This is a genomic window from Streptomyces sp. NPDC017940 (assembly GCF_044328435.1).
Lineage (GTDB): Bacteria > Actinomycetota > Actinomycetes > Streptomycetales > Streptomycetaceae > Streptomyces.
Window position 1 is genome coordinate 717,974 of sequence record NZ_JBIRHJ010000001.1, and the last position, 23,847, is coordinate 741,820.

Here is a 23,847-nt window from a genome sequence, read left to right on the forward strand (position 1 = left end):
CCCGGCCCCGCCCGCGGGGGGGGGGGCTCCGCACCTCGGGTGGGGGGGCCGCTGTACTCACCGGCGGGGGGGGGGGGCCGCCCCGGGGGCCCCCCCCCCCCCCGCGACCGGAGGGAGCTGTCGTGCCGCGAGCGTCAGGCGTCGCCCCCGGCGGGGCCCGGGTCGGCGGCCATGACGTCCAGGAGCTGGTAGCGGTCGATCGCCTGCTTCAGGACGGAACGGTCGACCTTGCCCTCACGGGACAGCTCGGTGAGGACCGCGACCACGATGGACTCCGCGTCGATGTGGAAGAACCGGCGGGCCGCGCCCCGGGTGTCCGCGAAGCCGAAGCCGTCCGCGCCCAGCGACTGATAGGTGCCGGGCACCCAGCGGGCGATCTGGTCCGGCACGGCGCGCATCCAGTCCGAGACGGCCACGAACGGCCCCTCGGCCCCGGAGAGCTTGCGCGTCACATACGGCACGCGCTGCTCCTCCTCCGGGTGCAGCAGGTTGTGCCGCTCCGTGTCGACGGCGTCGCGGCGCAGCTCGTTCCAGGAGGTCGCCGACCAGACGTCCGCCTTGACGTTCCACTCGGAGGCGAGGATCCGCTGCGCCTCGACGGCCCAGGGCACCGCGACGCCGGACGCCATGATCTGCGCGGGGATGGCGCCGTCCGTGCCCGCCTTGAAGCGGTGGATGCCCTTCAGGATGCCCTCGACGTCCACGTCGTCCGGCTCCGCGGGGTGCTGGATCGGCTCGTTGTAGACGGTGAGGTAGTAGAAGACGTCCTCGCCCTGCCCGCCGTCGGCGCCCTCGCCGTACATCCGGCGCAGACCGTCCTTGACGATGTGGGCGATCTCGAAGCCGAACGCCGGGTCGTAGGCGACACAGCCCGGGTTGGTGGAGGCGAGCAGCTGGGAGTGGCCGTCGGCGTGCTGAAGGCCCTCACCGGTCAGGGTCGTGCGCCCGGCGGTCGCGCCGAGAACGAAACCGCGCGCGAGCTGATCGGCCATCTGCCAGAACTGATCGCCGGTGCGCTGGAACCCGAACATCGAGTAGAAGACGTACACGGGGATCAGCGGCTCGCCGTGGGTGGCGTAGGCCGAGCCCGCCGCGATCAGGGAGGCCGTGCAGCCCGCCTCGGAGATGCCGTCGTGCAGCATCTGGCCGGTCGGCGACTCCTTGTACGCGAGCAGCAGCTCCCGGTCCACGGACTCGTACTGCTGGCCGAGCGGGTTGTAGATCTTCGCACTCGGGAAGAACGAGTCCATGCCGAAAGTGCGGTACTCATCGGGCGCGATCAGCACGAAGCGCTTGCCGATCTCCTTGTCCCGCATGAGGTCCTTGAGCAGTCGCACAAACGCCATGGTGGTGGCGATGGACTGCTGGCCGGAGCCCTTCTTCACGGACGCGTACGTCTTGTCCTCGGGCAGCCGCAGCGGCTTGGAGCGCACGACCCGGGTCGGGACATAGCCGCCGAGACCCCGGCGGCGGTCGTGCATGTACTGGATCTCCTCGGAGTCGCGACCGGGGTGGTAGTACGGCGGCGGGCCGTCCTCCAGCTGCTTGTCCGTGATCGGCAGGTGCAGGCGGTCGCGGAAGCCCTTGAGGTCGTCGACCGTCAGCTTCTTCATCTGGTGCGTGGCGTTGCGGCCCTCGAAGTTGGGGCCGAGCGTCCAGCCCTTGATCGTCTTGGCCAGGATGACCGTCGGCTGGCCCTTGTGCGCCTTGGCCGCCGAGAACGCCGCGTAGATCTTCCGGTGGTCGTGGCCGCCGCGGCCCAGGTGCAGGATCTGGTCGTCCGACATGTTCTCGACCATCGCGCGCAGCCGCTGGTCGTCGCCGAAGAAGTGGTCGCGGATGTAGGCGCCGGTCTCGGTTGCGTACGTCTGGTACTGGCCGTCGGGCGTCGTGTTCATCCTGTTGACGAGGACGCCGTCCCGGTCCTGCGCGAGCAGCGGGTCCCAACTGCGGTCCCACACCAGCTTGACGACGTTCCAGCCGGCGCCGCGGAACTGCGACTCCAGCTCCTGGATGATCTTACCGTTGCCGCGCACCGGGCCGTCGAGCCGCTGGAGGTTGCAGTTGACGACGAAGGTGAGGTTGTCGAGCCCCTCACGGGCGGCGATGGACAGCTGGCCGAGCGACTCCGGCTCGTCCATCTCGCCGTCGCCGAGGAACGCCCAGACGTGCGACTTGGAGGTGTCGGCGATGCCGCGCGCCTCCATGTACCGGTTCATCCGGGCCTGGAAGATCGCACCGAGCGGGCCGAGGCCCATGGAGACCGTCGGGAACTCCCAGAAGTCCGGCATGCTGCGCGGGTGGGGGTACGACGACAGGGCGTGCGGGGCCTTGGACTTCTCCTGCCGGAACCCGTCGAGCTGCCGCTCCGAGAGCCGGTCGAGGAGGAAGGCGCGGGCGTAGATGCCGGGCGAGGCGTGCCCCTGGAAGAAGATCTGGTCGCCGCCGTCGCCCTCGTCCTTGCCGCGGAAGAAGTGGTTGAACCCCACGTCGTACAGCGACGCCGAGGACGCGAAGGTGGCGATGTGCCCGCCCACGCCGATGCCCGGACGCTGGGCGCGCGAGACCATCACCGCGGCGTTCCAGCGGGTCGCGTTCAGGACCTTGCGCTCGATCTCCTCGTTGCCGGGGAAGAACGGCTCGTCCTTGGTGGCGATGGTGTTGACGTAGTCCGTGCTGCGCATCTCGGGCACGGCGACGCGCTTCTCGCGGGCGCGCTCGATCAGTCGGAGCATCAGATAGCGGGCCCGCTCGCGGCCGCGCTCGTCGACGGCGGCGTCGAGGGAGTCGAGCCATTCCTGGGTCTCTTCTGGATCGAAATCCGGGACCTGGCTGGGAAGGCCGCCAATGATGATCGGGTTGCGATCGGATCCGGAAGCCACGCTGTTCCTTCGCTGTGTTGTCGCGCGGTGCACGCGATCGGATTCGTGCTCTGCCTGGACTCTGCTCTGCGTCTGAACTCTGTCGGGTGCGTGTGCGGCCCGTACAGTGCCGGTACGGACCGGCCCGTACGACGTTCACCATCGTCTACCCAGGCGAGGGATACGTCATCTCTACCCCGAGGTAACAGGGACGACGGCCCCTGTCCCTGGGGTAGGCTCGACCAAATCGCAACGATACGCCCATCCCGCCCAGCGGCCTCGGCGGAGCCGCCCGGCCCGTGCCGGACGCCGCTCGGGAAGCGGCGACAGTTGCGGTGACACGGTTGGGAACGTCACCGTTTCGGCGGTCTCGACGGCCGGGTACTTGCGCGATCCGTCCCGCCCGTGTGGACTACGACCCATGCCCCGCGTACGCGCGAGGCTGCCAGGCATTCCCAAGAACACGATCAGGAGGCAATCCGTGAGCGCGACCGCGGACCACGCGGAGACGAACCTTGCCGTAAGGCTGGGTTTCCAGCCCGACATGGTGGTCCAGGAGATCGGCTACGACGACGACGTCGACCAGGAGCTCCGCGAGGCCATCGAGCAGGCCACCGGCACGGAGCTCGTCGACGAGGAATACGACGACGTGGCTGATGCCGTGGTGCTCTGGTTCCGTGAGGACGACGGGGACCTGACTGATGCGCTGGTGGATGCCATCGCGTACATGGAAGAAGGCGGCTCGATCCTCCTCCTCACACCGAAGACCGGGCGCGACGGCTACGTCGAGCCCAGCGAGATCGGTGAGGCCTCCACCACGGCCGGCCTGTCCCAGACCAAGAGCATCAACGCGGGCAAGGACTGGAACGGCTCGCGGCTGAGCACGCCCAAGGGCGCCGCCAAGAAGCGGTAGCGGGCCGCAGGCCTGCCGCCGCTTCCCCGAGGCCTCTGACGGTTCCGCCGTCAGGGGCCTCACGCGCGTGGGGGCGGATGTTCCTGCCGTCGCGCTGCGCGCTCGTCCTCAATCGCCGGACGGGCTCAAGAACCCCCGTCGGTGCGGCGAGGGCATGTCAGCCCGTCCGGGAAGGGGCGGGTCCGGGGCGCCCCGCGAGGGCACGGGCTGCACCCGTAGGCTGAGTGCACCCCAATGGCTCAGGCGAAGGGAAGTGGCTCACGTGACGATCGAGGTCGGCGTCAAGGCTCCGGAATTCGAGCTGAAGGACAACCACGGCCGCACGGTGCGGCTCGCGGACTTCCGGGGGCACAAGAACGTGGTGCTGCTCTTCTACCCGTTCGCGTTCACCGGCGTCTGCACCGGCGAGCTCTGCGCCCTGCGCGACGAACTGCCGAAGTTCGAGAACGACGACACCCAGCTCCTCGCCGTGTCGAACGACTCCATCCACACGCTGCGCGTCTTCGCCGAGCAGGAGGGCCTCGCGTACCCGCTCCTGTCGGACTTCTGGCCGCACGGCGAGACCTCGCGGGCGTACGGCGTCTTCGACGAGGACAAGGGCTGCGCGGTGCGCGGCACCTTCATCATCGACAAGGAGGGCGTCGTCCGCTGGACCGTCGTCAACGGCCTCCCCGACGCGCGGGACCTCAACGACTACGTGAAGGCGCTCGGGAACCTGTGACGACCCCCTAGGGCGACACCCTGTGATTCTTCAGGTGCGGAGCCTGTGACCGCAGGGAACCGGTCACTAGGATCCACACGTTGATCCGATGGCAAGCACGACTGGGGCTCCCCGCCCCTGGACACATTTTGGAGGACTCGTGGGAGTCAGCCTCAGCAAGGGCGGCAACGTATCTCTGAGCAAGGAGGCGCCCGGCCTGACCGCCGTCACGGTCGGCCTCGGCTGGGACGTCCGTACGACCACAGGGACGGACTTCGACCTGGACGCCAGCGCCATCCTGACGAACGCGGAGGGCAAGGTCAGCAGTGACGCCAACTTCGTGTTCTTCAACAACCTGAAGAGCCCGGACGGCTCCGTGGAGCACACCGGCGACAACATCACCGGTGAGGGCGAGGGCGACGACGAGCAGATCAAGGTCAACCTCGCGGCCGTCCCCGCGGACATCGAGAAGATCGTCTTCCCGGTCTCGATCTACGACGCCGAGAACCGCCAGCAGTCCTTCGGCCAGGTCCGCAACGCCTTCATCCGCGTGGTGAACCAGGCGGGCGAGGCGGAGCTCGCCCGCTACGACCTCAGTGAGGACGCCTCCACCGAGACGGCCATGGTCTTCGGCGAGCTGTACCGCCACGGCGCGGAGTGGAAGTTCCGCGCCGTCGGCCAGGGGTATGCCTCGGGTCTGCGCGGTATCGCGCAGGACTTCGGCGTCAACGTCTGAGCCGGAACCGAAGGACCGCAGCACCCGAGCCGTCCGGCGCCGCACACGTCAAGTGCGGCGCCGGACGCGCGCGGCACCGCATGACCGCCGTGCCCCGGCGCACCGCCGGGGCCCGGCGCGGCCCAACGCTCCAGCACCTCGGGGAGGACCAGCATCATGGGCGTGACGCTCGCCAAGGGGGGCAACGTCTCCCTGTCCAAGGCCGCACCCGATCTCACGAAGGTGATGGTCGGCCTCGGCTGGGACGCTCGCTCCACCACCGGAGCCCCGTTCGACCTCGACGCCAGTGCCCTGCTGTGCCAGTCCGGCCGGGTCCTCGGGGACGAGTGGTTCGTGTTCTACAACAACCTGACGAGCCCGGACGGCTCGGTCGAGCACACCGGCGACAACCTCACCGGTGAGGGTGACGGCGACGACGAGTCGCTGATCCTGGACCTCACCAAGGTCCCCGCGCACTGCGACAAGATCGTCTTCCCGGTCTCCATCCATGAGGCGGACAACCGCGGACAGACATTCGGCCAAGTCAGCAACGCCTTCATCCGGGTGGTGAACCAGGCGGACGGCCAGGAACTCGCCCGCTACGACCTCAGTGAGGACGCGTCCACGGAGACCGCGATGATCTTCGGGGAGGTGTATCGCTACGGCGGCGAGTGGAAGTTCCGAGCCGTCGGGCAGGGGTACGCGTCCGGTCTGCGCGGCATCGCTCTAGACTTCGGAGTCAATGTTTCTTAAAGGACTCTCCCCGGGTTCCCCAAACGCCTGACGGGTTCGCCCGGCAGTCCGCTGGGAAGGCCGGGGGCGTCCCCCGGAGGACGGATCACCGGGGACGGCGCGGGGGAGACCCGTACACATACGATGGGGTAGCCAGTGGTACTGAAAACCTTCGGCTGGTCGTTCGCAGTCACTGCGCTCGGCCTGGTCGCAGCGGTGCTCTTCGGGGGGTGGGCGGCGCTCGGACTCGTGGCGATCCTGTCCATCATGGAGATCTCGCTGTCCTTCGACAACGCGGTGGTCAACGCCGGGATCCTGAAGAAGATGAATGCCTTCTGGCAGAAGATCTTCCTCACCATCGGCATCCTCATCGCCGTCTTCGGCATGCGCCTCGTCTTCCCGGTCGTGATCGTCGCTGTCAGCGCCAAGATGGGCCCGATCGAAGCGGTCCGGCTCGCGCTCAACGACAAGGACAAGTACCAACAGCTGGTCACCGACGCGCACCCGTCGATCGCCGCTTTCGGTGGCATGTTCCTGCTGATGATCTTCCTCGACTTCATCTTCGAGGACCGGGACATCAAGTGGCTCGGCTGGCTGGAGCGCCCCCTCGCCAAGCTCGGCAAGGTCGACATGCTCTCGGTGTGCATCGCGCTCGTCGTGCTGCTCGCCTCCTCGATGACCTTCGCCAAGCACGCGCACCAGCACGGCGGCGTCCATGCCGACAAGGCGGAGACCGTCCTCATCTCAGGACTCGCGGGCCTGATCACCTATCTCGTGGTGGGCGGTCTCTCCGGCTTCTTCGAGGACAAACTCGAGGAAGAGGAGGAGCGTGAGCACGAGCAGGAGGAGCAGGCCAAGAAGACCGGCAAGCCCGTCTCGGCCATCGCGCTCTCGGGCAAGGCCGCGTTCTTCATGTTCCTCTACCTCGAGGTCCTGGACGCGTCCTTCTCCTTCGACGGCGTCATCGGCGCCTTCGCCATCACCAACGACATCGTCCTGATGGCGCTCGGCCTCGGCATCGGCGCGATGTACGTCCGGTCCCTCACGGTCTATCTGGTCCGCGAGGGCACCCTCGACGACTACGTCTACCTGGAGCACGGCGCGCACTACGCCATCGGCGCCCTCGCCGCGATCCTGCTCATCACCATCCAGTACGAGATCAACGAGTTCATCACCGGCTCGATCGGTGTCATCCTCATCGGTTTCTCCTTCTGGTCGTCCGTGCGCCGCAACAGGCGGCTCGCGGCGGAGGAGGGCACGGGCTCGGACGAGAAGGCGGAAGTCTCCTCCGGCGTCTAGCCGCTCGCACCGGCCACCCGCCCGCACGGCGGGTGCCGCGCCGGCCCGAGCACACCGCGACGGCGGCGCTCCCCACCCGGGGGGCGCCGCCGTCGGCGTACGCGCCGCGGCATACGGTGAGCCGACTTCGCCGTCCGGAAGTGTGGCACCGCCCCGGTTGAGGAACGCTTCTGTGCGGGGCGGCAGTCGCGGACCCGAAGTACCCGGGGCCGCACCGCACCGGGGCGTACGCACAACTGACACGGGGCTTCCTACTGGGGGTGGCATGTCCTTCTGGGACGGTCTGCGGCCGAGGCGTGCGATGGATTTCGCGTCGGGCGGCGCCGCGACCAACTCCATCGAACTGACCAAGCGCAATCCGGTGGTCTCGCTCACCAAACAGGGCGCGGCCACCGGCAATCTGCGCGTCACGCTGACGTGGCAGATGCGCACGTCCGACCTCCTCGGCAAGAGGCGCGGCGGCGGCAGCCTGCTGCGGCACCCGCTGAAGCTGTTCCAGCCCGAACCGGTGCAGGCGCACACCCAGAGCATGGTCAACGTCGACCTCGACCTGGGCTGTCTGTACGAGCTGACCGACGGCAGCAAGGGCGTGGTGCAGCCCCTCGGACACTTCTTCGGGAGCCTCAACTCGCCGCCGTACGTCAAGGGCAGCGGCGACGACCGGTTCGGCTCGGGCTCCGGCGAGACGATCTACGTCAACCTCGACCAGCGCGAGTCGATCAAGCGGCTCCTCGTGTTCGTCTACATCTACGACCAGACACCGGCCTTCGACCGCACCCACGCCAAGGTGACGCTCTACCCGAGCAACGGCCCCCGCGTCGAGATCGACCTGGAGGAGCGCGCCCCGCAGGCCCGCTCCTGCGCCGTGCTGATGCTGGAGAACGTCAAGGACGAGCTGATCGTGCGCCGCGAGGTCCGGTACGTGTACGGCTTCCAGGCCGAGCTCGACCGGCTGTACGGCTGGGGCCTGCAATGGGGCCGGGGCTACAAGAGCAAGGTGGGCGGCAGCTGAACCACGGCCCCCGCGCGACCGCCGGGCGCGGGCGCGCCCCGGCGCCCGACCGGACCGGTCAGCGCGGCAGGAACTGCGGCCCCTGCGGCGGCAGCCGGAAGTTCGGGTCGGGCACGGGCGGGGGCGCCACCGGGTGCGGGTAGCCGTAGGCGGGGACCGGCGGCTGTGTGGGCGCCGGCTGCGGGTAGCCGTAGGACGGCTGCGGCGCGGGGTAGCGCGGCGGCTCGGGCGGGTAGCCGTACGCGGGCTGCGGCATCGGCTGGGGCGCGGACGGCGGGGCCGCGGGGTACGGCGCGGGCGGCAGGGTGTGGGCCGCCGGTGCGGGCGCGGCGGGCCGGGCGGGCGGCAGCGGCGCGGACCCGCCCGTCGTCCCGAGGTGCTGGGTCTGCGGCAGCGAGGCGTCGGGCGTCGGGTCGGTCACGGCCTCCGACTCGTCCACCAGGATCCCGAAGTCCGTGGCGAGGCCCACCAGGCCGTTGGAGTACCCCTCGCCGAGCGCTCGGAACTTCCAGCTGCCGCCGCGGCGGTACAGCTCCCCGCAGATCAGCGCGGTCTCGTCGCCGGTCTCCGGCGTGATGTCGAAGTACGCGAACGGCTCCGCGCCCGCGGGAACGGTCGGCGAGGCGTCGTACAGCAGGATCCGCAACGCGCTGACCTGCTTGAAGGGCTTGTTCTCCGCGGAGGCCACGAGCAGCACCCGGTCCACCGCGGGGTCCAGGCCCGCGAGGTCGGACTGCACGGTGTCCGTCAGGCCCTCGGCGACCCGCTTCTTGCCGAGCCGCCAGACCTTGCCGGAGGGGTGGCGCGGCTGGTTGTAGAAGACGAAGTCCTCGTCGGAGCGCACCCGGCCGTCGGTGCCGAGCAGCAGGGCCGACGCGTCGACGTCGGGGGAGCCCTGGCGCGGCGCCCAGCGCAGGACCGCGCGGACGGCGGCGGCTTCGAGCGGGACGTTCGACCCCTTCAACATCGCGTGCGTCATGCGGTCATCCTGCCTTCCTGGTGCGGACCCGGACAACGCGGGGCCCGGGGCCTGTCGTCGGACTCCCGTGGGCCCGCGGCACGCTCGTGGCCGCCCGGACACGAGGTCCGTACCCGGACGAAAACTTTCGGACACCTGCCCGTCCTGCCCCCGTCCTGCCCGTCCCCCGGCCTATGACACCTGCCTGTGCCGGTGCGGTGTCCGTGTGTGCGACGTGATCGGGTTGCTTGGACTTCATGCCCGCGGGGAACCCTGGACACCTGTCCCTACGTACTATTACCGGCCACATCGTTTCGGATCGCGACGACGATACGGGCGTAATGGCCTATACCAGGAGAATCAAAGAGGAACCACATGCGTCATTTCGGGCACATAACCCCAGAGGTGCGCCAGCGCCTCTTCCATCGGGAGCCGTGTGCCTTCACCGCGGACTCCCCGCCGCAGCTCCTCGCGGCCGCGCTCGGCGCCACGCTCTACAGCCCCGCCACCCGCACGCACCTCGCCGACGACATCCTCAAGCAGTCCGCGCGTGGCGTGATCTCGATGGTCATCTGCCTGGAGGACTCGATCGGCGACGAGGACGTCGTGGCCGCGGAGGAGAACCTGGTCCGGCACCTCACCGACCTCGACGGGCGTCCCGGCGTCGAGCCGCCGCTGCTCTTCATCCGGGTCCGCGCCGCCGAGCAGATCCCTGACCTGGTACGCAGGCTCGGCCCTGCGATTCGGCTCCTGTCCGGATTCGTACTGCCGAAGTTCACCGAGGAGCGGGGCGTTCCGTTCCTGGAGTCCCTGGCCGCCGCCGAGGCGGCGAGCGGACGGCGGCTCTTCGCCATGCCGGTCCTGGAGTCGCCGCAGCTCCTCCACCTGGAGAGCCGCACCGAGACGCTCGCGGGGATCGCCCGCACCGTCGACAAGTACCGCGACCGCGTGCTCGCGCTGCGGCTCGGCGTCACCGACTTCTGCTCGGCGTACGGTCTGCGCAGACCGCCGCACATGACCGCCTACGACGTGCAGATCGTCGCGTCCGTCATCGCCGACGTGGTCAACCACCTCGGCAGGGCCGACGGCACGGGCTTCACCGTGACCGGACCGGTGTGGGAGTACTTCCGCGCCCAGGAGCGGATGTTCAAGCCGCAGCTGCGGCAGAGCCCCTTCCTCCAGGTGCGCGCCGAGGAGCTGCGCCGGGCCCTCATCGAGCACGACCTGGACGGCCTGCTGCGCGAGATCGAGCTCGACCGGGCCAACGGCCTGCTCGGCAAGACCTGCATCCACCCCTCGCACGTCCTGCCGGTGCACGCCCTGTCGGTCGTCAGCCGCGAGGAGTTCAGCGACGCCGAGGACATCCTCCGCCCCGAGCAGGACGGGGGCGGTGTGCTGCGCTCCGCGTACACGAACAAGATGAACGAGGTGAAGCCGCACCGCGCCTGGGCGGTGCGGACCCTGCGCCGCGCCGAGGTCTTCGGCGTCGCGCGGGAGGACGTCGGCTTCGTGGAACTGCTCAGCGCGGGGCTGCCCGCGTGACGGACATGAGCGCGAACGTGAGGAAGACGCAAGACGTGGTGTGGTCGGGTACGTGGGTGACCGAGCGGCTCGGGGTCGAGCTGATCGAGAACGGGGTGGACGGCAGTGCGCAGGGCAGCCGTGCCGAAGGCAGCGGTGCCGCAGGCGGTGGTGCCGGGAGCGGGCGGTTGAAGGACTTGCTCGGGCTCGCGCTGCGCCGTAACCCCAAGCGGGCGCACCTGCTCGTGTCGAACGTCCTCGGCAAGCACGTACCGCAGCACCCGTCGGTGATCTGGCGCTCCGGGTACGACCTCGGCGTCCGCGTACGCGACCTCCTCGGGGAGGGCGACGCGGCCCGCGCCGTCGTCCTCGGCTACGCGGAGACCGCGACGGGCCTCGGCCACAGCGTCGCCGACGGCGTCGCCCTCGCCCCCTACCTGCACTCCACGCGCCGCCCCGTCGCCGGGGTCGAGCGCGCGGGCGGCTTCGAGGAGGCCCACTCGCACGCCACGTCCCACCTGCTGCTCCCCGAGGACCCCCGGCTGCTCGCGGGCGACGGGGCGCTGGTCCTCGTCGACGACGAGTTCTCCACCGGCAACACGGTCCTGAACACCATCCGCGCCCTGCACGCACGCTTCCCGCGCGAGCGGTACGTCGTCGTCGCCCTGGTCGACATGCGCACTCCCGAGGACCGGGACCGCCTCGACGCCTTCGCGCGCGAGCTGGGCGCCCGCGTGGACCTGGTCGCCCTCGCCTCCGGCACGGTACGGCTGCCCGAGGGCGTCCTCGCGCAGGGGCAGGCCCTGGTCGCGGAGCACGAAGCGGCGGCGGAGGCGGCCGGGGCCCCGGTGCCCGCCGCGTGCGGCGAGCGGGCGCCCGTCACGCGCGTCGACCTCGGCTGGCCCGCGGGCGTGCCCGACGGCGGGCGGCACGGCTTCACCCCCGCCCACCGGGAGCGCCTGGAAGCGGAGCTGCCCGGCATGGCCGAGCGGGTCGCCGCCGCGCTGCCCGCGGGCGCGCGCCGCGTCCTGGTCCTCGGCTTCGAGGAGCTGATGTACGCACCGCTCGCCCTCGGCACGGCCCTGGAGGAGCGGCTCGGCCGCACGGGCACCGAGGTGCGGTACTCCACCACCACCCGCTCACCCGTCCTCGCCGTGGATGACCCCGGGTACGCCATCCGCACCCGCCTCGTCTTCCCGGCGCACGACGACCCGGCCGACGGGCCGGGGCCGCGCTTCGCGTACAACGTGGCGGGCGGCGGCTTCGACGCGGTCGTCGCGGTGGTCGACTCCACCGCGGACACCCCCGCGCTGCACGCGCCGGACGGCCTCATCGCCCGGCTCGCCGCGCACACCGGGCACGTGCTGCTCGCCGTCGTGCCCTCGTACGTCCCCGCGTACGCCCACGCCGAGGCCCCCGCCCAGGCCCTCGCACCAGCCCCTTCACAGGTCCCGCACGCCCTGCACACCCCTCCGCACGCCCCTCGAGATCAGGAAGCCTCCTTGCTGCCCGAACCCCTGCGCGGTCCCGCCTTCTCCTCGTACGCCGCCGCCGACGTCGGCTGGCTGCTCCAGGACCTCTCGGACGTCACGCTCGAGGCGCCCACCGAGGAGCGCGAGGAGGCCATCCAGAGCGGCGGCGCGCACTATGCCGAGTCGCTGCCGGTGGAGTACCAGCCGAGTCCGCGGTACCAGGAGCTGTTCCGGGCCGCGCTCGACACCTCCGCGGCCCGCATCGCGCAGGCCGTCGGCGCCGTGACCGAGACCGTCGTCGCCGAGCGCTCGCCCCGCCCGGTCCTGGTGTCCCTCGCCCGCGCCGGCACCCCCGTCGGCGTCCTGATGCGCCGCTGGGCCAAGGACCGGCTCGGCCTCGACCTGCCGCACTACGCCGTGTCCATCGTGCGCGGCCGCGGCATCGACGCCAACGCGCTGCGCTGGCTGGCCGCGCACCACGACCCGGCCGACGTGGTCTTCGTCGACGGCTGGACCGGCAAGGGCGCCATCACCCGTGAACTGGCCGCCGCGGTCGAGGAGTTCGAGGCGCGGGGTGGCGCCACGGGCTTCGACCCCGAGATGGCCGTGCTCGCCGACCCCGGCTCCTGCGTACGCACCTACGGCACGCGCGAGGACTTCCTCATCCCGTCCGCGTGCCTGAACTCCACGGTGTCCGGCCTGATCTCGCGTACGGTGCTGCGCGCCGACCTGGTCGGGCCCGACGACTTCCACGGCGCGAAGTTCTACCGCGACCTCGCGGACACCGACGTCTCCCGCGACTTCGTCGACGCCGTCGCCGCCCGCTTCGACGAGGTGGCGGACGCGGTGGCCGCGCAGGTGAAGGAGATGCTCGCCGCGGACCGCGCCCCGACCTGGGAGGGCTGGGCCGCCGTCGAGCGGATCAGCGAGGAGTACGGCATCCACGACGTGAACCTGGTCAAGCCTGGCGTAGGCGAGACCACGCGCGTGCTGCTGCGCCGCGTCCCGTGGAAGATCCTGGCCCGCGCGGGCGCGGGCGCCGACCTCGACCACGTGCGGCTGCTCGCCGCACAGCGCGGTGTGCCCGTCGAGGAGGTCGACGGACTCCCGTACACCTGCATGGGGTTGATCCACCCCCGGTACACGCGGGGCGCCACGGGCGCGGACGGCAGGGCGGTGGCGTCGGCGTGAGCGCTCCCCACGACGGTGCCCGGCGCCTGCTCGTCGCCAGCGACCTGGACCGCACCCTCATCTACTCCGCCGCCGCCCTCGGCCTGACCGTGCCCGACGCCGAGGCGCCGCGGCTGCTGTGCGTCGAGGTGTACGAGGGCAAGCCGCTCTCGTACGTCACGGAGACCGCCGCCGCGCTGCTCACGGAACTGGCGGAGCGTACCGTCTTCGTGCCCACGACGACCCGCACCCGCGAGCAGTACCACCGCGTCCACCTCCCGGGTCCTGTACCGCGGTACGCGATCTGCGCCAACGGCGGGCACCTGCTCGTCGACGGCGTCTCGGACCCGGCGTGGCGGGCGGCCGTCGACCGCCGCGTCGCCGCCGAGTGCGCGCCCCTCGACGAGATCCGCGCCCATCTGCTGCGCACCGCCGACCCCGCCTGGCTCCTCAAGGAGCGCGTCGCCGAGGACCTCTTCGCCTACCTCGTCGTGGAGCGCTCGCTGCTGCCGTCCGGCTGGGTCAAGGAACTGGGGGAGTGGGCCGTGGAGCGCGGCTGGGCTGTCTCCTTGCAGGGGCGCAAGATCTACGCGGTGCCGCGGCCGCTGACCAAGAGCGCGGCCATGCGGGAGATCGCGCGGCGGGCGGGCGCCGACGAGGTGTTCGCCGCCGGGGACTCGCTCCTCGACGCCGACCTGCTCGCCGCGGCGGACCGCTCCTGGCGGCCCTCCCACGGGGAGCTGGCCGACACGGGCTGGTCGGTGCCGGGGCTCACGGTGGTGCCGGAGCGGGGGGTGGCCGCGGGGGAGCAGATCCTGCGCCGCTTCCTGGCGGGGTAGGCCGCACCGCCCGCTCCTGTGGGCGGCCGTCCCCCGCTCCGCCGGGCAACCTTCCCCGGCGGGCAACCCCTGTACGCGCCCAGGCACCCGCGCCGGGCCCCGGACCCCCGTACCCTGTCCCCATGCCCCGATACGAGTACCGCTGCCGCCCCTGCGGCACCACCTTCGAGCTGAGCCGCCCGATGGCGGACTCGGCGGCCCCGGCCACCTGCCCCTCCGGCCACGAGGACACGGTGAAGCTGCTCTCCACCGTGGCGGTCGCGGGCACGGCGGCAGCGGCCCCGGCACGCGGCGCGGCCCCCGCGGGCGGCGGCGGAGGCGGCTGCTGCGGCGGAGGCTGCTGCGGCTGACGCAGCCGCCCCGCGGGAGGGGAGCACGGGGGAGGGGGAGCTACCGCAGCACGGCCCCGTCCCCCGCCCCCAGCATCCCCAACTCGGCCCGCGTCGGCGCACCCTCCCAGTCCCCGCGGGAGGCCACCGCGAACGCCCCGGTGATGACGCCGCGTTCCAGCCGCTCGGCCACGTCCGCCCCGTCGAGGAGCGCGGAGAGGTATCCGGCGACGAAGGCGTCCCCGGCGCCCACCGCGTCGACGGCCCGTACCGTCCGCGCGGGGCGGTGGAGTTCGCCCGCCCCGGTGTACGCGGTGGCCCCGCGCGCGCCGAGCTTGACGACGACCTCACGCACCCCGAGACCGAGCAGCGTCCGCGCCTGGCCCGCGATGTCGTCGAGGGCGTGCTCGTGGTGGCCGGCGGGAAGGCACAGCGGCAGTTCGTCGTCGGAGGCGATGAGCACGTCGGCGTACCCGGCCCAGTCCCGCAGGACCGCGGCCGCCTCCTCCCGGCTCCACAGCCGGGAGCGGAAGTTGACGTCGACGCAGACCCGTACGGAGTGCTCGTCGGCGAGCCGCAGCGCCCGCGCGCACGCCGCCCGGGCGTCGGCCCCGAGCGCCGGGGTGACCCCGGTCAGGTGCAGCACCCGCGGGGGCGCCGCGCTCGCGAAGGCCCGCTCCACGGCGTCCGCGCCGAGCCGTGAACCGGCCGAGCCCGCACGGTAGTAGTGGACCCGCGTCACCTCGGGCAGCCGCGGTTCGAACAGCAGCAGACCCGTGGGCGCCGCCGCGTCCCTGCTCACTCCCCGTACGTCCACGCCCTCCGCCCGCAGCGTGCGCAGCACCAGCTCCCCGGCCTCGTCCTCCCCGACCGCGCCCGCCCAGCGAACGGTGTGGCCGAGCCGGGCGAGCCCGATCGCCACGTTCGACTCGGCGCCCGCGACGGACACCGCCATCGTCCCGCCGAGCTTCAGCGGCCCGTCACCGCGCAGCGCGACCATGGTCTCGCCGAAGGTGAGGACGTCCGCCCGCCCATGGGCGCTCACCCGCACACCGCCACGAAGCGACCCGCGCGCTGCCGCAGCGCGTTCAGGTCACCGCCGTCCGCCGCGTCCCCGACCAGGGGGGAGCCGACGCCCACCGCGACCGCGCCGAGCTCCAGGTACCGCGCCGCGGCGGCGGCGTCCACGCCGCCGACCGGAACGAAGGAGCGGCCGGGGAACGGGCCGAGCAGGGCCTTCAGATAGCCGGGACCGCCGACGGCGGACGCCGGGAACACCTTCAGGGCGGTGGCTCCCGCGGCCTCGGCCGCGATCACCTCGGTCGGGGTGAGGACGCCCGCGAGGACGGGAAGACCCGCGGCGACGGCGTGCTCCACGCCGGGGCCGAGCCCGGGCGTCACCATGAGGTTGGCGCCCGCGTCGGCCGCACGCACCGCGTCGTCCGCGGTCAGGACCGTGCCCGCGCCGAGCCACGCGTCGGGGCCCAGCTCCGCCCGCGCCCGCCGCAGCACACCGAGCGCGTCGGCGCCGCTCAGCGACACCTCGACCAGGGGCACACCGGACTCGACGAGCGCGAGCACCGTACGGAACGACGCTTCCGCGTCCGAGCCGCGCACGATGGCCACGAGCCGTCTCGTCCGCAGGGCAGTCATGAAGTCGACCATGCCCCCAGGCTCGCACAGGGCCACGCGGGTCCTCGCGGGGCCCTCGGCCGCCCAGGACGGGCGAGGACGCGCCCGGACCGTCGACGAGGGCTCAGGCCCCCTGCCCCCGCTCCTCCCGGATCTGCGCGACGACCCGCGTGACGGCCGTGCGCACCGCCTCCGTCTCGGTCAGGAAGTGCCAGTAGTCGGGGTGGCGGCCGTCCAGGGCGGCGACGGCGCGGTCCAGGCGGGCCACGGAGTCGTCGAGGGGGCGGGCGTGGCGCGGGTCGGGCTTCTGGCGGCCCGCCATGGCGAGGCGCTGGGCGTCGCGGACGGCGAAGCGGGTGCGTTCGATCTCCGCCTGCGGGTCCTTCGCGACGGCGTTGAGGCGCTGCAACCGGTCACCGGCGGCGGACACGGCCTCGTCGGTGGAGTTCAGCAGGGCCCGCACGGTGGACAGGAGCGCCGTGGCGTCCGGCCAGCGCTGGTCCTCGCGGGCGCGCTGGGCCTCCTTCAGCCTGGTCTCGGCCTGCCGCACGCTCTCCTCGGCCTGCTCGGGCACCCGCTGGAGGTCCTGCCAGCAGGCGGCGGTGAAGCGCCGCCGCAGTTCGCTGAGGATCGGCTGCACCTGCTCGCTGCGCGTGGTCAGGGCCTCCGCGCGCGTACGCAGCGACACGAGCCGCCGGTCGATGTCGCGGGCGCGCTCCGGCAGCCGCTCCGCCTCGGCGCGCACCGCCTCGGCGTCCCGTACGACGCGGTCGGCGCGCTGGAGGGTGTCGGGGACGCCGTGCCGGCCCGCGCCCTGGTTGAGCTTGGTCAGCTCGGGCGCGAGGGCGGCGAGGCGGCCCGCCAGGTCGTCGGCCTTGAGGCCGGCGGAGCGGACGGCGTCCAGTGCGTTGCTCGCGGCGAGCAGGGTCTGCCGGGCCCGCTCCACGGCCGGGGCGAGGCGCGCCAGTTGGGTCTCGGCCTTGTCGAGCAGCGGCGCGAGCCCCCGCGTGAACCGGTCGAGGTCCTGCTTGGTGGTACCGAGGGCGTCCTTCGCCCGGGTCAGCTCCGTACGGGCGCGCGCGGCGGCGGACGCCTCCAGGTCGTCGCGGTCCAGGTCGTGGGCGTCCACGGCGGTGATGTACTGGTGGCTCACCTCGTCGATGCGCCGCCCGAACGCCTCGAAGTCGGCGGCGGCCTCGCGCGCGGCGGGCGAGGAGTCCACGGCGGCGATGGTCTCGATGGAGATCCGCAGGTCGCGCTGCGCGGTGTCGAGCTCGTAGAACGCGGCCGCGGCGGCGTCCTTCGCGGCCTGCGCCTCGGCCCGCACGCTCTCACCGCGCCCGCCGAACCAGCGCCGGGTGCCGCCGCCGGTGAAGGCCGCGGGCAGCACGGCGGCGACGAGGGGCAGCAGCCCGAGGGGAAGCAGCACGAGCCCGAGCCCGCCGCCTCCGCCGGCACGCCGGGACCTCCCAGCGGCCACGGCACCGCGGCGCCCGACACCGCTACCCGCAGCGACACTCGTACCAGTACGCGTACTCGTACCGGTACCTGCACTGGTACCCGTACCGCTACCTGTACCGGCGTCGGCACCTGCGGCGACCACCGCCGACGACGACGTCCGGCTGTCCCTTGTGCGCGGCCGCGGAGGTGTCGCCGTCACTGTCCCTCTCCCGTGCTGTCGCCCTGCCCGATGTCATTCTCCCACCGGTGAAGGACGAACACACGGGCCGGTCAGTTCGCACCGTGCACACGGTTTGCGACCCCGGCCCACCGTCGGGGTAGGCTGTCCGAACATTCCGGGCGCGTAGCTCAGGGGTAGAGCGCTGCCCTTACAAGGCAGATGTCGGCGGTTCGAAACCGTCCGCGCCCACCGGACAGCAGCAGCTGGTGAGAATCACCTTTTCGAGCCCCTCGGCCGCGATCGGCCGGGGGGCTTTCTCGTGTACATCGCACCTGGTGGGGGCCGTTGCGCCGGTGACGCCGTGGCGGGACCGCCGATTTCTGCCAGTCTCCTGCGCCTTTCTGCCAGTCTCCTGCGCCGCCCGTCGCCCGGGCCATACCGTGACGTCATGCAATGCCCAGTGTGCGGCGGCGGCGACATCGAGGTGTACCCGCAGGAGGACGGGACGTTCCTCTGCATGTGCAAGTGCGGCGCTGTGTGGACGAAGTGATCACGGAAGGTTCCGGATGACCAATCGACGAACCACGACGACCATGGCGGACATCGCGCAACTGCGTCGTGCCGCGCAGACCAACAACAGTGCGAACATGGCCGCCGTGCTGCGACGCATGGGGGAGCTGGCGTGCCGGACCTGCGGCAGCGAACAGGGCGCGACGATCAGCGCCGTCCAGGGCCTGGGCGTTCAGGTCATGTGCGGGGCCCCGCCCTGTCTGGGCGTGCACACCGTCTTCACGGAATGAAGCCGGACGTGACCTGACCCCGGGCACGACGAAGCGGCACCGCCTTCCCGAAGGAGCCGGGACGCCTTCCTGAAGGAGCCGGGTCGCCTTCCCGAAGGAGCCAGCCCGTCTTCCCGAAGAAGCCGGGCCGCAGCCGCCGCCATCTGCCTCGTCGTCGTCGATGGTGTAGCAGGCTCCCGGGCCGATCAGGGGGCGCGGTGTATGGTCCGGGGCGCCTCCGCGCGGCGAGAGTTGGGCTCATGAACACGCACAAGGCCCTGTTCGCCGCCCTGATCGTCCCGCTCGGTGCCGCCCTGGCCGTCGCCCCGGCCGTCTCCGCCGCCACCCCGCCCGCCCCGGCCGCGGCACCGATCTCCGCCGGTGCCGCCGCGCCCTCCGGTCCGCAGAAGACCGCGGCCCCCGCCCTGCGCTCTCCCGAGGCGGCCCTCGGCCGGGCGGCCCACCCGCTGCGTACCACCGAGCCCCGCGGCGGCCTGGACGACCTCCGTCCGTTCGGCCGGATGGTGGGCGACGCCAAGGTGGTCGGCCTGGGCGAGGCCACCCACAGCTCGCACGAGTTCTTCACCGTCAAGCACCGCGTCTTGCGGTACCTGGTCGAGAAGAAGGGCTTCAGGGCCTTCGCCCTCGAAGCGCCGTGGAGCACCGGACTGCGACTCAACGACTACCTCACGAGCGGCAGGGGCGACCTGAGGAAGATCATGGACGAGGAGTTCCGGGGCACCTACCGGTTCTGGAACAACGCCGAGTACCGCGACCTGCTCCAGTGGATGCGCGCGTACAACGTCGAGCACCCGAAGGACCCGGTCCGCTTCGTCGGCGACGACAACGGGTTCGCGGGCGCCGAGCTGTACGACAAGGTGAGCACCTACGCGGCCGGGGCCCGTCCCGAACTCACCGCGCGGCTCGCGGAGCTGTACCGGGGTCTGCGGCCCGCCACCGACGCCGAGACGTACGTCAACGACTACCTGGCCAAGCCGTTGGCCGAACGCAAGAAGCTCGCCGAGCGGACCGGCCGGGCGGTGGACCTGCTCAAGCAGCGGCCCGGCAGGGGCGCGGGCGCCGAGGCGCACGCCTGGGCCGTGCAGCACGCCACGGCGATCCACCAGATGACCACGATGTTCGCCTTCGACTGGGACGACCCGCAGGACATCCCCGACATCATGCGCTACCGCGACCGGGTCATGGCGGAGAACGTCGTCTGGTGGCGGCAGCGGACCGGCGACAAGATCGTGCTCGCCGCCCACAACAGCCACATCGCCCTCAAGACCTACGCCCCCGCCAGCCATCCGAAGATCCAGGGCCAATTCCTCCGGGAGCGGCTGGGCGGCGACTACCTGAGTGTCGGCCTCACCTTCGACCGGGGCTCGTTCAACGCCCTCGGCCGGGACGGCGGCGTCCACCGCTTCGCTGTCGGTCCGGCCGCGCCCGGCACCGCCGAGCACACCCTGGACCGGGTTCGGTACCGCGACTTCTTCGTGGACCTGCGCAACGCTCCGGCCCCGGCCCGCGCCTGGCTCGCCGCGCCGCGCACCGTCAAGAACATCGGCGCCACCTACCCCGGCATCGCGGACGCCCCGCAGATCCGGCTCGCGAAGTCCCACGACGTCGTCGTACACCTCAAGAAGGTGGAGGCTGCCCGCATGCTCAAGTAGTCCCGTGCAGGCGCCGCACTGCTCGTTCGGCGGTGATCGCGGCCGTGGGCCTACCGCGCCGCCGCCCGATGGCCCACCGCTTGCAGATGGGCCTTCGCGTTGACCAGGGCCCGGGCCCGCAGCCTGCGCCACTCGGCCAGGTCGGCGCGGTGGCGGGCGCGGACCTCGGACAGGGGTTCCTTGCGGAAGGACGCCTCCGGCTTGAGGTTGTTGACCACCGTGGAGACGCGGAACCAGCGGCGCTGGTCGCCGTAGAGGGTGCGCTGGGCCGCGGCGAGGCAGCCGTCGGTGTGGGCGCGTACCGAGTACCCGGTGGGCAGGGTCAGGGACAGCTCCGTGCGGCCCGTGCCGAACAGGGCCCGCGTCACCCGCTGTTGCCTGGCCGCGGGCGACGGGCGGGCGCCGGGGCGCGGCGGGGTCAGGCCCTGGCGGGTCAGGCAGTCCTCGGTGAGGTCGCGCTGCGCCGTCCTGATGACGTCGTTCGGGGGCATCGAGGCCGTCCGGACGGGGGACGCGCAGCTCGCGACGGTCAGGACGGTCAGGGCCGTGAGGACGGCCAGGGCGGTGTGGACGGCGCGGGCGGACAGCCGGGCGACGGCCCTGAGCGCACGCGGTCGCGGTAGTGGTCCGCGTGGGCAACGGGGCTTCACCGCCCGCGGGTTGCGGCTCCGCCAGACTCGCGCCGCCGCGTCTCGTGGGGCGGTTTCGTAGCGCATGCGGGCGACTCCCGGGGCTGGTGCGGTGCACGGTGCAAGCGCACACTCCCCGGGGGCCGCCCGGATAAGCGCAGGGTCACCCGCAACGGTGAGAAGTCGTACCGGGCGGCGCCCGGTCACACCGGTGCGGGGCGCCCCGTCACGGTCCCCCTGACCCTGCCCGGCCGCACCCGGCCCCCCCGGCGCAGTGACGTGACCCGCCGACCCCCGCCCGCCGCACCGGCGCACGGAATCAGACGCTTGAAGGGCCGGGCATCCGCTACTTGCGGCCCTTCGTCTTCGGATGCGTACGGCGGTACCTGCGGTCCCAGCGCTCCTGGCGGTCACGCCGGATGCGGTAGTCGCGGTACGAGGACGGGAGGCTCGCGGCCCCGGGCTTGGCGGCGCCCGGGCCCGGAGCCGACGCGCCCGCCCCGCCGCCGACGGGGCCGGTCCTGGCCGGGCCGCCGACGCGGCGGACGAGGAAGTAGACGAGAGCGGCCGCGGCGAGCCACAGCAGGGGCTGGTTGAAGCCGAGGGCGATGAGGATGACGGCCAGGGCGACGACGAGAACGGTCATGGGGTACCTCCGCACGCTGGAACGCGGGGGCCGGGTGGACTGCTTCTGTGTACGGTCCGGCGCCGTCCGGCGTGGGCCGACGGCGGCCGTCCAGGGCTGGACCGTCCCTCGTACGCGCGTCACCGCCCGCCCGCACCGCCTGTCAACGCTCCTCGGGCGAGGTGCCGGACGGGGGCTCGTGCACGTACTTGAGCAGCGTCCGGGTATCCACCGCGGCCGGGCCCGAAACCTGTTCCCAGAACCGGTGACAACTCACGAAGACCGCCAACTCCCGTTCCCGGGCGCGCAGTTTCTCGACCTCGGCCTGCTCGTCCGGCGTCCAGCCGGGGGAGGCCGGGCGCTCCACCTTGCGCCAGCCGTGGTCGTCGCTGAAGCCGTCGTGCGGCTCGACGCACCAGGGCAGCCGCTTCAGCAGGGCGTGCAGCTCGGACCTGACCTGGTGCAGCTCCTCCTGTCCTGCGAGGAGGTCGCTCGGGAACTCATGCTCGGGGGTTGCGGACACCCCGCGATAGTACTCCTGTTCGAATTTGATGGGCGAGAGCCGTACGGGTGACTTGTGGCGGCGGTAGTCGGCTGTGACAGGTTCCCCTCGGCGGCCCGAACGCGCGAAGCTGGAGGCATGTGCCGCAGCATCAAGACCCTTCGCCCGCCCGCGCTCCCCGAGAAGGCCACCGAGGAGGAGATCCGGGCCGCCGCGCTCCAGTACGTGCGCAAGGTCTCCGGGTTCCGGGCCCCGGCCGCCCACAACCGCGAGGTCTTCGACCGCGCCGTCGACGCCGTCACCGAGGCGACGGCGGACCTGCTCGCCCACCTGGAGGTGCGCGGGGCGGCCACCGGGGACCGCGCGGCCACGTAGGCGGAGGAACGGCGGCGGGCCTCAGCCCGCCGCCCGCTCCCGCGGTCGCCGTACCAGGAACGCCGCCCCCGCCCCCGCTGCGAACAGCGCGAACACCGAGACGCCCGTCGCCAGCCAGGTCGCGCCGAGCCACTGGCCGCCGAAGTAGCCGAGGCCCACGCTGTATCCGGCCCAGGCCACGCCCGCGAGCGCCGACCACGGCAGGAACTCGCGCACCGTGCGGTGTGCCGCGCCCGCGCCCAGCGAGACGATCGAGCGGCCCGCGGGGGCGAAGCGGGCGATGACGAACAGGACGCCGCCGCCGCGCGCGAGGGCCGTGCCGAGCCGTTCCTGGGCGCTGGTCAGGCGCCGGGAGCGGGCGATGGCGCGGTCGAGGCGCGCACCGCCGCGCCAGGCGAGGCGGTAGGCGACGAGGTCGCCGAGCACGGACGCGGTCGCGGCGCAGAGCATCAGCAGCAGGATGTCGGGGACGTCGTGCGGCACGCGCCCGGTGCCGGAACCGGCCGCCGCGGCGGCCGTGGCCGCGGTGATGACGAGCACCCCGCTCGGCAGCAGCGGCAGGAACACGTCGAACAGGACGGAGAGGGCCACGACCGCGTAGATCCATGGGCTGCCGGTCAGCGCCCCCACACTCTCCAACACCGAAAACTCCCCCGTGACTCCCCGGTCGGCAACTCATTCGCCGCGATGGCGCGGGGAGCGGCGGGTGGCGGCCTGATGACAGCTGTACAGCGTACGCCGGACTGTCGTCCGTAGATCCACTGGGGGCTCAGATGTTCGCTACGTCACGTTCACTTGGCTGCCGTCGGTGGTGGGGCGGTCACCTCGGATGTCCCGTTGAGCCCGGACAACGAGGTGTGGCTGGACTTCACCGGCTGGACTTCACCGCACGCCGGTGAGTAGACGCGCGGCGCCCCCTTCTCCGTATCGGGAACCACATACGGAGAAGGGGGCGCCGTCCGTGCGTCGTGCGGGTCAGGCGGTGACCGGTGCGCGCTCCGCGTCCGCGGCCTTCGGCCGGCGCTCGCGGCGGACCGAGGCGATCACCCGGTCGAGGCCGAACGCGCCGGAACCGGTGAACACGAGCAGCAGCAGCGCCCAGCAGAACATCGCCGAGGCCTCGCCGCCGTTCTCCATCGGCCACAGCGCCTCCGGCTGGTGCACCTTGAAGTAGGCGTACGCCATCGATCCCGACGACACGAACGCCGCCGCCCGGGTGCCGAGGCCGAGGAGGACCAGGCTGCCGCCGACGAGCTGGATGACCGCCGCGTACCAGCCGGGCCAGGTGCCTGCGTCGACGGTGCCGCCGGCGCCGTCGGTGCCGCCGAGGGCGCCGAAGAGGGAGGCGGCGCCGTGGCAGGCGAAGAGCAACCCGACGACGATGCGGAAGAGGCCGAGGGCGTAGGGCTGGGCGCTGTCCAGACGTCCAGTCATGGAGGGGACTCCTTCGGTCTTGACCGGTTCGGGGACGGGAACCGATCGGGAGCCCC

23 protein-coding genes and 1 tRNA gene are annotated in these 23,847 nt (G+C 72.2%); 14 read left to right on the plus strand and 10 right to left on the minus strand.

The features are described 5' to 3' along the window. Positions 1 to 134: 134 nt before the first annotated feature. A complete protein-coding gene (gene aceE / locus ACH4DX_RS02950) occupies positions 135 to 2,882 on the minus strand; it encodes a pyruvate dehydrogenase (acetyl-transferring), homodimeric type (RefSeq protein ID WP_398117234.1) in 2,748 nt (915 codons plus the stop codon). Positions 2,883 to 3,342: 460 nt separating this feature from the next. On the opposite strand from aceE, the gene ACH4DX_RS02955 reads away from it, so the two are divergent. From ACH4DX_RS02955 to ACH4DX_RS02980, 6 genes are all read left to right on the plus strand, one after another. Beyond that, positions 3,343 to 3,774, plus strand: a complete 432-nt coding sequence (locus tag ACH4DX_RS02955) for a DUF3052 domain-containing protein (protein WP_058845858.1) — start codon at positions 3,343 to 3,345, stop codon at positions 3,772 to 3,774. Between the two features lie 262 nt (positions 3,775 to 4,036). After that, positions 4,037 to 4,495, plus strand: a complete 459-nt coding sequence (locus ACH4DX_RS02960; protein WP_398153755.1) for a peroxiredoxin — start codon at positions 4,037 to 4,039, stop codon at positions 4,493 to 4,495. Positions 4,496 to 4,634: 139 nt separating this feature from the next. Further along, the gene (locus tag ACH4DX_RS02965) at positions 4,635 to 5,210 is read left to right on the plus strand and encodes a TerD family protein (protein ID WP_016642563.1); all 576 of its coding nucleotides are present in this window, start codon (positions 4,635 to 4,637) and stop codon (positions 5,208 to 5,210) included. 156 nt (positions 5,211 to 5,366) lie between these two features. Further along, positions 5,367 to 5,942 carry a TerD family protein gene (locus ACH4DX_RS02970; RefSeq protein ID WP_030566412.1) on the plus strand — a complete coding sequence of 192 codons (576 nt, stop codon included), beginning with the start codon at positions 5,367 to 5,369 and terminating at the stop codon, positions 5,940 to 5,942. 135 nt (positions 5,943 to 6,077) lie between these two features. Then, positions 6,078 to 7,220 (plus strand): DUF475 domain-containing protein, encoded by a 1,143-nt coding sequence (locus tag ACH4DX_RS02975; protein WP_398117239.1) that lies wholly within the window; start codon positions 6,078 to 6,080, stop codon positions 7,218 to 7,220. A gap of 265 nt (positions 7,221 to 7,485) precedes the next feature. Beyond that, positions 7,486 to 8,232: a Tellurium resistance gene (locus ACH4DX_RS02980; protein ID WP_398117240.1), complete on the plus strand. Its 747-nt coding sequence runs from the start codon at positions 7,486 to 7,488 to the stop codon at positions 8,230 to 8,232. A 58-nt stretch (positions 8,233 to 8,290) separates the two neighbouring features. On the opposite strand, the gene ACH4DX_RS02985 is transcribed toward ACH4DX_RS02980, so the two are convergent. Continuing rightward, positions 8,291 to 9,211: a TerD family protein gene (locus ACH4DX_RS02985; RefSeq protein ID WP_398153756.1), complete on the minus strand. Its 921-nt coding sequence runs from the start codon at positions 9,209 to 9,211 to the stop codon at positions 8,291 to 8,293. Between the two features lie 354 nt (positions 9,212 to 9,565). On the opposite strand from ACH4DX_RS02985, the gene ACH4DX_RS02990 reads away from it, so the two are divergent. The 4 genes from ACH4DX_RS02990 (at position 9,566) to ACH4DX_RS03005 (ending at position 14,542) form a co-directional block, all read left to right on the plus strand. Next, the gene (locus ACH4DX_RS02990; RefSeq protein ID WP_398153757.1) at positions 9,566 to 10,732 is read left to right on the plus strand and encodes an HpcH/HpaI aldolase/citrate lyase family protein; all 1,167 of its coding nucleotides are present in this window, start codon (positions 9,566 to 9,568) and stop codon (positions 10,730 to 10,732) included. Positions 10,733 to 10,737: 5 nt separating this feature from the next. Further along, complete coding sequence (locus tag ACH4DX_RS02995) at positions 10,738 to 13,374, plus strand: phosphoribosyltransferase (protein WP_398153758.1); 2,637 nt, start codon at positions 10,738 to 10,740, stop codon at positions 13,372 to 13,374. Next, a complete protein-coding gene (locus ACH4DX_RS03000; RefSeq protein WP_398153759.1) occupies positions 13,371 to 14,192 on the plus strand; it encodes an HAD family hydrolase in 822 nt (273 codons plus the stop codon). The genes ACH4DX_RS02995 and ACH4DX_RS03000 overlap by 4 nt, the downstream gene beginning before the upstream one ends. Positions 14,193 to 14,314: 122 nt before the next feature. Beyond that, a complete protein-coding gene (locus ACH4DX_RS03005; protein ID WP_398117249.1) occupies positions 14,315 to 14,542 on the plus strand; it encodes a zinc ribbon domain-containing protein in 228 nt (75 codons plus the stop codon). A gap of 40 nt (positions 14,543 to 14,582) precedes the next feature. Here the strand turns inward: ACH4DX_RS03005 and ACH4DX_RS03010 are convergent, their stop codons facing one another. From ACH4DX_RS03010 to ACH4DX_RS03020, 3 genes are all read right to left on the minus strand, one after another. Further along, positions 14,583 to 15,566 (minus strand): sugar kinase, encoded by a 984-nt coding sequence (locus ACH4DX_RS03010; RefSeq protein WP_398153760.1) that lies wholly within the window; start codon positions 15,564 to 15,566, stop codon positions 14,583 to 14,585. Beyond that, positions 15,563 to 16,174 (minus strand): bifunctional 4-hydroxy-2-oxoglutarate aldolase/2-dehydro-3-deoxy-phosphogluconate aldolase, encoded by a 612-nt coding sequence (locus ACH4DX_RS03015; RefSeq protein WP_398153761.1) that lies wholly within the window; start codon positions 16,172 to 16,174, stop codon positions 15,563 to 15,565. Before ACH4DX_RS03015 ends, ACH4DX_RS03010 begins: the two co-directional genes overlap by 4 nt. Before the next feature lie 103 nt (positions 16,175 to 16,277). Next, positions 16,278 to 17,633, minus strand: coding sequence for a hypothetical protein (locus tag ACH4DX_RS03020; protein WP_398117252.1), 1,356 nt, complete (start codon positions 17,631 to 17,633; stop codon positions 16,278 to 16,280). A gap of 318 nt (positions 17,634 to 17,951) precedes the next feature. On the opposite strand from ACH4DX_RS03020, the gene ACH4DX_RS03025 reads away from it, so the two are divergent. From ACH4DX_RS03025 to ACH4DX_RS03035, 3 genes are all read left to right on the plus strand, one after another. Further along, positions 17,952 to 18,023, plus strand: a tRNA-Val gene (locus ACH4DX_RS03025). 317 nt (positions 18,024 to 18,340) lie between these two features. Next, a complete protein-coding gene (locus tag ACH4DX_RS03030; protein WP_398117254.1) occupies positions 18,341 to 18,574 on the plus strand; it encodes a hypothetical protein in 234 nt (77 codons plus the stop codon). A gap of 239 nt (positions 18,575 to 18,813) precedes the next feature. Next, positions 18,814 to 20,226: an erythromycin esterase family protein gene (locus tag ACH4DX_RS03035; RefSeq protein ID WP_398153762.1), complete on the plus strand. Its 1,413-nt coding sequence runs from the start codon at positions 18,814 to 18,816 to the stop codon at positions 20,224 to 20,226. 50 nt (positions 20,227 to 20,276) lie between these two features. Here ACH4DX_RS03035 and ACH4DX_RS03040 read toward each other — a convergent pair whose 3' ends face one another. The 3 genes from ACH4DX_RS03040 to ACH4DX_RS03050 form a co-directional block, all read right to left on the minus strand. Next, the gene (locus ACH4DX_RS03040) at positions 20,277 to 20,942 is read right to left on the minus strand and encodes a hypothetical protein (protein ID WP_398117257.1); all 666 of its coding nucleotides are present in this window, start codon (positions 20,940 to 20,942) and stop codon (positions 20,277 to 20,279) included. Between the two features lie 259 nt (positions 20,943 to 21,201). After that, positions 21,202 to 21,501, minus strand: coding sequence for a hypothetical protein (locus ACH4DX_RS03045; RefSeq protein WP_398117259.1), 300 nt, complete (start codon positions 21,499 to 21,501; stop codon positions 21,202 to 21,204). A 142-nt stretch (positions 21,502 to 21,643) separates the two neighbouring features. Beyond that, positions 21,644 to 22,003: a hypothetical protein gene (locus tag ACH4DX_RS03050; protein WP_398117261.1), complete on the minus strand. Its 360-nt coding sequence runs from the start codon at positions 22,001 to 22,003 to the stop codon at positions 21,644 to 21,646. A gap of 117 nt (positions 22,004 to 22,120) precedes the next feature. Between ACH4DX_RS03050 and ACH4DX_RS03055 the strand changes: the two genes are divergently transcribed. Then, complete coding sequence (locus ACH4DX_RS03055) at positions 22,121 to 22,357, plus strand: DUF2277 domain-containing protein (protein WP_398153763.1); 237 nt, start codon at positions 22,121 to 22,123, stop codon at positions 22,355 to 22,357. Positions 22,358 to 22,378: 21 nt separating this feature from the next. Here the strand turns inward: ACH4DX_RS03055 and ACH4DX_RS03060 are convergent, their stop codons facing one another. Further along, positions 22,379 to 22,999: a DedA family protein gene (locus ACH4DX_RS03060; RefSeq protein ID WP_398117263.1), complete on the minus strand. Its 621-nt coding sequence runs from the start codon at positions 22,997 to 22,999 to the stop codon at positions 22,379 to 22,381. A gap of 333 nt (positions 23,000 to 23,332) precedes the next feature. Continuing rightward, the gene (locus ACH4DX_RS03065; RefSeq protein ID WP_398117264.1) at positions 23,333 to 23,791 is read right to left on the minus strand and encodes a DoxX family protein; all 459 of its coding nucleotides are present in this window, start codon (positions 23,789 to 23,791) and stop codon (positions 23,333 to 23,335) included. Positions 23,792 to 23,847: the final 56 nt, after the last annotated feature.

Excerpts from the sequence above, each read along its gene's own strand:
- ACH4DX_RS02990 (WP_398153757.1), top strand. The coding sequence starts at position 9,566 with ATGCGTCATTTCGGGCACATAACCCCAGAGGTGCGCCAGCGCCTCTTC.
- ACH4DX_RS03055 (WP_398153763.1), top strand. The coding sequence starts at position 22,121 with ATGTGCCGCAGCATCAAGACCCTTCGCCCGCCCGCGCTCCCCGAGAAG.
- ACH4DX_RS02995 (WP_398153758.1), top strand. The coding sequence starts at position 10,738 with ATGAGCGCGAACGTGAGGAAGACGCAAGACGTGGTGTGGTCGGGTACG.
- ACH4DX_RS02970 (WP_030566412.1), top strand. The coding sequence starts at position 5,367 with ATGGGCGTGACGCTCGCCAAGGGGGGCAACGTCTCCCTGTCCAAGGCC.
- ACH4DX_RS03065 (WP_398117264.1), bottom strand. The coding sequence starts at position 23,791 with ATGACTGGACGTCTGGACAGCGCCCAGCCCTACGCCCTCGGCCTCTTC.
- ACH4DX_RS03030 (WP_398117254.1), top strand. The coding sequence starts at position 18,341 with ATGACCAATCGACGAACCACGACGACCATGGCGGACATCGCGCAACTG.
- ACH4DX_RS03045 (WP_398117259.1), bottom strand. The coding sequence starts at position 21,501 with ATGACCGTTCTCGTCGTCGCCCTGGCCGTCATCCTCATCGCCCTCGGC.
- ACH4DX_RS03035 (WP_398153762.1), top strand. The coding sequence starts at position 18,814 with ATGAACACGCACAAGGCCCTGTTCGCCGCCCTGATCGTCCCGCTCGGT.
- ACH4DX_RS02985 (WP_398153756.1), bottom strand. The coding sequence starts at position 9,211 with ATGACGCACGCGATGTTGAAGGGGTCGAACGTCCCGCTCGAAGCCGCC.
- ACH4DX_RS03005 (WP_398117249.1), top strand. The coding sequence starts at position 14,315 with ATGCCCCGATACGAGTACCGCTGCCGCCCCTGCGGCACCACCTTCGAG.
- ACH4DX_RS02980 (WP_398117240.1), top strand. The coding sequence starts at position 7,486 with ATGTCCTTCTGGGACGGTCTGCGGCCGAGGCGTGCGATGGATTTCGCG.
- ACH4DX_RS03015 (WP_398153761.1), bottom strand. The coding sequence starts at position 16,174 with ATGACTGCCCTGCGGACGAGACGGCTCGTGGCCATCGTGCGCGGCTCG.
- ACH4DX_RS03040 (WP_398117257.1), bottom strand. The coding sequence starts at position 20,942 with ATGCGCTACGAAACCGCCCCACGAGACGCGGCGGCGCGAGTCTGGCGG.